At 27.8% G+C, this 6,561-nt stretch carries 5 protein-coding genes and 2 pseudogenes; 1 reads left to right on the forward strand and 6 read right to left on the reverse strand.

Going from position 1 to position 6,561, the window contains the following annotated elements; all coding sequences use genetic code 11:
- Window positions 1-125: 125 nt before the first annotated feature.
- Window positions 126-587 carry a hypothetical protein gene (locus QZV12_RS08215; protein WP_295620075.1) on the forward strand — a complete coding sequence of 154 codons (462 nt, stop codon included), beginning with the start codon at window positions 126-128 and terminating at the stop codon, window positions 585-587.
- A gap of 438 nt (window positions 588-1,025) precedes the next feature.
- Here QZV12_RS08215 and QZV12_RS08220 read toward each other — a convergent pair whose 3' ends face one another.
- The 6 genes and pseudogenes from QZV12_RS08220 to QZV12_RS08245 all read right to left on the reverse strand — a co-directional run.
- Window positions 1,026-1,211 carry a 50S ribosomal protein L37e gene (locus tag QZV12_RS08220; protein WP_292775557.1) on the reverse strand — a complete coding sequence of 62 codons (186 nt, stop codon included), beginning with the start codon at window positions 1,209-1,211 and terminating at the stop codon, window positions 1,026-1,028.
- A gap of 217 nt (window positions 1,212-1,428) precedes the next feature.
- Window positions 1,429-1,594 (reverse strand): annotated as a pseudogene (locus QZV12_RS08225) (LSM domain-containing protein).
- 545 nt (window positions 1,595-2,139) lie between these two features.
- Window positions 2,140-2,529, reverse strand: coding sequence for a tRNA (N6-threonylcarbamoyladenosine(37)-N6)-methyltransferase TrmO (gene tsaA, locus QZV12_RS08230; protein ID WP_295620082.1), 390 nt, complete (start codon window positions 2,527-2,529; stop codon window positions 2,140-2,142).
- A 181-nt stretch (window positions 2,530-2,710) separates the two neighbouring features.
- On the reverse strand, window positions 2,711-3,415 hold the full coding sequence (gene arfB, locus QZV12_RS08235) for a 2-amino-5-formylamino-6-ribosylaminopyrimidin-4(3H)-one 5'-monophosphate deformylase (RefSeq protein ID WP_295620086.1): 705 nt from the start codon (window positions 3,413-3,415) through the stop codon (window positions 2,711-2,713).
- A 179-nt stretch (window positions 3,416-3,594) separates the two neighbouring features.
- Window positions 3,595-4,077, reverse strand: a complete 483-nt coding sequence (locus QZV12_RS08240; RefSeq protein WP_295620101.1) for an RNA-binding protein — start codon at window positions 4,075-4,077, stop codon at window positions 3,595-3,597.
- Window positions 4,078-5,071: 994 nt separating this feature from the next.
- Window positions 5,072-6,561 (reverse strand): annotated as a pseudogene (locus QZV12_RS08245) (hypothetical protein); the annotation flags it as partial.

Consider the following 6,561-nt stretch of genomic DNA (forward strand, 5'->3'; position numbering starts at 1 on the left):
TTGCAATCAGATTCTTTACAAGAAAATGATTAAAATTTTATAAATAAAATTCATATCTTGGATTTTACTAAAATTAAAAGACGTATTATTGAATAAAACAAATCTGTGCTTTTTGGAGAAAAAATATGCTTCTGAATTGGTGTGAAGAAATAACAAATATAGATCCTTCAATAAACTTTAGAGCTACCGGAGGATGGGTTAAAACCGTTACCGGATTAGATAAAAGTGTACTGAATGGATATTCCTTAGTAGGAGAATTTGTTAAAGCAGGAGATTATAAATCTGAATTTATTGATGGATTATACCTTGACTGCAACAAGGAAGGTAAAAAGTCAAATCCTAAACAAGATTTTAGATTATTCCGATTAAAGAATGGAAAGCTAACATTGATTGATGAAGTATATGATGGAAAGAAAAATTGGGCTGTAGAGCTCTGGGATAGTGTAGGAGAGGAATTGAATCCTAATTACCAGGAAAACGAAGTCGATAAGATCATGACTTTGATTTTAGATAAGACAGGCAAAAACATAAAATTATTAAAAAAGCTTCAAAAAGAGTTAGATCAAGTAATAACTGATTTTCAATAATTCTAAAAAACTATTTTTTAATCCAAATGCTAATTTTAATAATTAAAAAAATATACTTTTATAATCCAGATTCTGATTTAAATTTAAACTATACTTTTATAATCCAGATTCTGATTTAAATTTAAACTATACTTTTATAATCCAGATTCTGATTTAAATTTAAACAATACTTTTTTTATTAAATCAAAAAACTAATTTTCAATTAATTAATAACCTCTTTAAAAAATAAATAATTTAATGACTTTTTGATCCTATTTTTATCAGGTATCTAAATTAATAATGAATTAAATTAAATCAAAAAACAAAAACAGTAATACCTAATATAAACTAAATAAAATAAAAATATTAAAAATAGTAAGTAATATTGAGATAATTCGCTTTTATTATCTCAAAAAAATTTTAAATAGTGTATAAAATACACTAAAGCTGCAATTAAACCTATACTAATCTTTGACGAGTGGTAGGTTTTTTGTTTTGCCAACTGTATCTTCTTATTTTACTGGATTTACCGAATCCACAAGAAGCACATACTTTCTTACGAACGTGGTATGAGTTTTTACCACATCTTCTACATCTAATATGGGTCTTTTTATTCTTTTTACCCATTGATGGAGTTCCTTTCACTTCTATCTCCTCCTTAATTATAGTAAACAATAATAATAATTTTCTTCGTTAAGAATGCTAAAATAGTCTATAAAATAATCTTATTTAAAAATAAGAGCATAAAATAGATAAAAAATTAATTAAATTAATATCCATTAATTTAACTAATAAATAATAATTCAATAATCTTTATTGAGTAGAACAAAGAAAAACTTTAGAAAAATAAGAAACTAAGTTTCTATGGAGAAATGTATACAATATTGTCTCCTCTAATGAGAACAGTACCTAATCTTCTCATTATTTCTCCTTTTTCCAATTTCTCCTTTGAGTTTAATCAAAACTGGAGAATTCACTGCTTTTCCTAATGCGTCAAGTGGTCTTTGAACATTTTGTTGTCCGCTCATGATTATCACCTATACTATATTAAATATGTTCGTATAATATATAAACTTAACTATTTTTCATGTTTAAACTAAGACAATCAAGTCTTTTTTTTAAAATAAATATTGAAAAACAACACCTATTTTAAAATATTAATTACATGAGTTAAGGGTTTTTTAGAAAAAATTAAAGACAATATGTTTTAGACACAATAATCTTTTTTAATTAGAATTTTTCTAAAAATTTAATAAATTAATAAGATCAAACTATAAAATTAAAAAACATAAAAATTATCTTAAAAATCATTAAAAATTATAGAATTCTAATAAAATTTGAAAATAATCTATAATAATATAGCATAACCAAATTAATATTAATTTATAATATATTTTACATAGTATATAAAGGTTTTTACCTAAATATTAAAAATAGACTATATTTAAGTAGATTTTCTATTGAAAATAAATAAAAATTAGTTATATGGGAAAAAAGTAATAAAATATCATTAAAATTTAAATAAAAATTAATAACTTAAAAAAAGAAAAAAGTGAAAAATAAAATTCAACAGCTAAATGATATCCTTTATATCCAATACAGGAGTGCCGTTTAGCATGTCAACTCCTGAAAACTTGATCACATTCCCATTGATTTCATTTATCCTTATTGTAGATACTCCAATAGGATTAGGCCTGTTTGGAGCATGAGTTGAAAACAATCCTGTTATAGGACCATCCCCTCTGAATGGAACCCTTTGTTCATATCCTTTTGACTTATGGAAATAAAACAAAACCATATACTCTTCACCAGCCTTCATGCTGGACATGCTTTCCAAATATTTCTCATCAATAATCATTTCAGCTTCCATATCTCCAGATTCCCTTGGAGACTTGGGCATATTCTTTACATCTTCATAAGGGGATTTGATGTATCCAATCGGTTTAAAAATTATCTCTTCCATAAAATCAATCCTTAAATTTAATAATAATTTAATTAAAAAAGAAATTTGATTTCAAAATTCAATATTGAAAAAATCAAAATAAATTCTAAAAATAATTTAATTAAATTAACAAATTTAATTTCAAAATTCAAATTGAAAAATCAAAATAAATATTAAAAAATAAAAAATAAGATGAAAACAGCTAGTATCCATAGTGGGAATCCAATTGCTTTTCAACATCAAGCAATACGGAGTTGATTGCTAACTTTAACAGTTCATTTCCATAAACTTCATCAACATAAACACCGTTTTCTTCAATGTCTAATGCACCTTCTTCAATGTTTGGATCATTTTGCCTTGCTTGACCAAACATATATAGACCAACTTCCCCATACTCACTTAAATCAGTCTGTTTTTCAACTTTGCTTTCCTCGATGATACCTAAGACCTTACCCATAGACAATTCACCGGAACCGCCATGTGGTCCTTCTGACTCAATGATCTTGCTGTTTAATGTTATGAGCAAATCAGTCTGCTCTTCAATGTCATATAAACAAGTAACAATAGGCAAATTGCCTCCATGTCCATTGACAATAACTACACTGCTGATTCCCAAATGTTTTTTTGCTGATTTAAGTACTTTAATGATTTCATTTGACAAATCCTCAAGGGAAACATGGATTCCATGATTTATCTCTTTTATTTCATGAGCAGGATAGATGACACCTAAGTATTTTGCTCCACTTTCCAAAGCAGCATGAAATGCAATGTATGATGCTATCTTAGCATCTGTGTCAATAGGAAGTGCAGGACCATGGTTTTCAAGGTGTGATCCAAGTGCAATGATTCCTATCTTATGAACATTAGGATTTTTAACATTTCCAGCGTTTAATCTTAAATCTACCATATTATCACTTATTTTAAAGAAATAACCTTAATGCTCTAATTTATCTACATTAAAGCTAATGCGGATTAGAGCATAAATTATATTGATTATATTAAATCATTTGAATATAATGAAAATTATAATTCCAAGTTTCAAGTAATATATTAAATTATATTAAAGCATATAATATATAATGAAAATTATAATTCCAAGTTCCAAATAGCATCTCCAACGTAGTGGAGTGACTTAATGGCTTTTCCTTCAGAATTTTCCACCATTTCAGGACCTGAAATTAAACTGATTCCCATAGCTAATGGCTTATTGTGAGTTTCTTCAACAATTATGACTATATCATCTGGCACAATTGAATCATCAGCATCTACAATGCCTGGACTCATAATATCTGCACCTTTGGTTACAAATCTGACTGCACCCATATCAACAACAACCACTTTGCTGTCAAGCTCAAGATTCAATGCAGCCTTTAAGGTAGGATATGGCTTGTCGTTGATCATAATGATATAAGGCTCAGCATTAACTAAAATAAAGTCATAATCCTCTGCTTCCAGCATTTCAAGAGTGTCCTTATTATTGATGAAGGAACCGTAATCACCAAGTTCCTGTTTAATTTCCTTAACTTTTTTCTTCTTTAAGAAATATCTTTTTTTAATTTTCAAAATCAGCACCTTAATTTTTGGATTAAAAATTTTAATTTTATAATTATTTATGTTTTTTATTTTAAAATATTTTACTAAAATGAAATGAAAAAATTAAATTTAAAACATTTTAACTAAACCCAATCGATAAGTAATAATTCAATATATTTTACTAAAACCAAAGGACAAAGTTAAAAAACATTTAAAGTAAGTTTTATTTAATCTTAAATATTTAAAAAAAACAATAAATAACAAAAAAATGAACTTAATTTAAAAAAAAAAATAGAGAAAAATGAAAAAAATAAGCAATTTAAAAAAGGCAAAATGATTTGTTGGAGTGATTATTTCCTAAACTATATCCCTAATGTTTTAATTATTAAAATAAAAATACTAAATGGGGAAAATAATATGTTTAATTATTAAAATAAAAATACTAAATGAGGGAAAATAATATGTTTAATTATTAAAATAAAATTACTAAATGAGGGAAAATAATATGTTTAATTATTAAAATAAAAATACTAAATGAGGGAAATAATTTGTTTAATTATTAAAATAAAATTACTAAATGGGGAAAATAATATTTCCTATGTTTTTTAAAATTTTTTGAAAAATATCCACTAGGATTTTTACAATGCCAAAAAAAAAACATAGGAAAAGTCATAATTTTAGATTTTGTAATGAATATTATGAAATTTTATACAATCATACAGAACTACATGAATGGAATGTAGGGTCTGTAATTTGTATTCAGACTTATTTTTCTTACAAATTAACTAACATACCCCTTACCGTATTTCTTCTTTCAATATAAATTACATAATATCCACACTAGATTATCATTTAAATTTTACTATTAATAACTCATTACCCGTCTTATCATATATTTCAGTAAATTCCTCATAAATTTTATGGATATTTCCTGTACTCTTATCAATTTTAAACTTAAATTCCTGATTTATATCACTATAACGGTTATAATCATCTAATGTCAAATCTAAAGTATTATATTTCAATTGGTTTATATTTTCAGTAAGTTTTTCTGGCCTTTCACTATGTATTTGTTGGAGATATTCACTAATTGGAATTTTTTTCTTATTTGGGGATCTATTTGGTTATCATTTCCGGATTTCATTGGGTTATTAACAGATGGAGCAGTCCATACAGCACCCCATGCTCCAGATAGCATACCCATTATGACGCATCCACTAATAAGCCCTATAGCTATCTTTAGTCTGTCATGTGCTAAATTATATTGGCATGAAGTGATTGCACTTGATGCAGCAGTTCCTAAAGCAGCACCAACAGCAGCACCAACAGCTACCCCAACAGCAATTCCAACTACAATATTTCCACTAGCTAAAAAACCAACAGCACCTGCTGCTAAACCTGCAAAAATTGTCCCAGTAGCAGCAATTAATGATATTACTGATGCATATGTGTCTGACATGCTTTCAACATAAGTAACTGTTCCTTCTGTTCCATTCACCGGTTTGCCATTTATGAATACAGATCCTTTGTCTACATTTAATATGTCATTTCCGGTTCCATATCCTGTGTTGTCTTCAAATGTGCAGTTATTTAAGCTCAATTGTCCTTGGCTGAATATAGCACCGCCGTTCTTTGCATAATTATTTGTAAATGCACATTCATTAGCAATGAAAATACCACTGTTAAGTAGAGCTGCACCATCGTCCCTTTCACAAATGTAGTCCATTCTGTTGTTATGCAGTGTCACATTGTTTAAAATGCAGATTCCATGATTTGTGATTGCTGTGTTGAATCCTTCCACTTTAATGTTGGATGCTGTTAAAGTATAACCCATATCTGCAGTGATGGCCCATTTGAATTCTTCACGGGGTTTGGTTTCAGCATGGATTGTTGAGCCGTTACCATTGATGTTGATTACATTGTATCCTAATTCCTTTAGGTTCCAGCAAAAGGTTGATTCAACAAGAATAGGTTTGGAAAAGACAACATTCAATGCCTTTGTTTGATTTTCACAATTAATATTTAACATGCTTGGAATGGCTTTCTCTTTTGTAAAGATTCCTCTATAATCCTCTACACTACTGATTAAGACATCTGCAATTTGAGTGACAGATGCATTATAATCCTGATTTAACAATAATCGATAAATGGCATTATAGTTAGTTATATTAAATGTATAAGTTTGGATATACTCTAATCCTTCCCTATTGCCTTCGCGAAGGTCAGTATGTACATTAAATGCAAAATGACCAGTCTCATTATCATAATCATAGTAATATGTATGGTATTCATCACTTGCAATTCCTAATGTGAGGGTTTTATACATTATTGGGACCATGTCTAATATTCCGCCCATGTTCAAAATGCCAACACTTGTAAAATAACTGTAATACAAATTGTTTACATCAATATTTGTCTTTCTTCCATCGATTAATAGGATTGCATCCTCTTCGATGGCAAGATTCTCACATTTGATGTTTTTCCTGTTTCGGTCAACATATATTGCCTCACCAGTCAGTA

The sequence above is a fragment of the uncultured Methanobrevibacter sp. genome, assembly GCF_902769175.1.
Taxonomy (GTDB): Archaea; Methanobacteriota; Methanobacteria; order Methanobacteriales; family Methanobacteriaceae; genus Methanobrevibacter.

Bases quoted from the DNA above. Each gene is read 5' to 3' on its own strand.
- QZV12_RS08215 (WP_295620075.1), top strand. From the start codon at position 126: ATGCTTCTGAATTGGTGTGAAGAAATAACAAATATAGATCCTTCAATA.
- tsaA (WP_295620082.1), bottom strand. From the start codon at position 2,529: ATGGAAGAGATAATTTTTAAACCGATTGGATACATCAAATCCCCTTAT.
- arfB (WP_295620086.1), bottom strand. From the start codon at position 3,415: ATGGTAGATTTAAGATTAAACGCTGGAAATGTTAAAAATCCTAATGTT.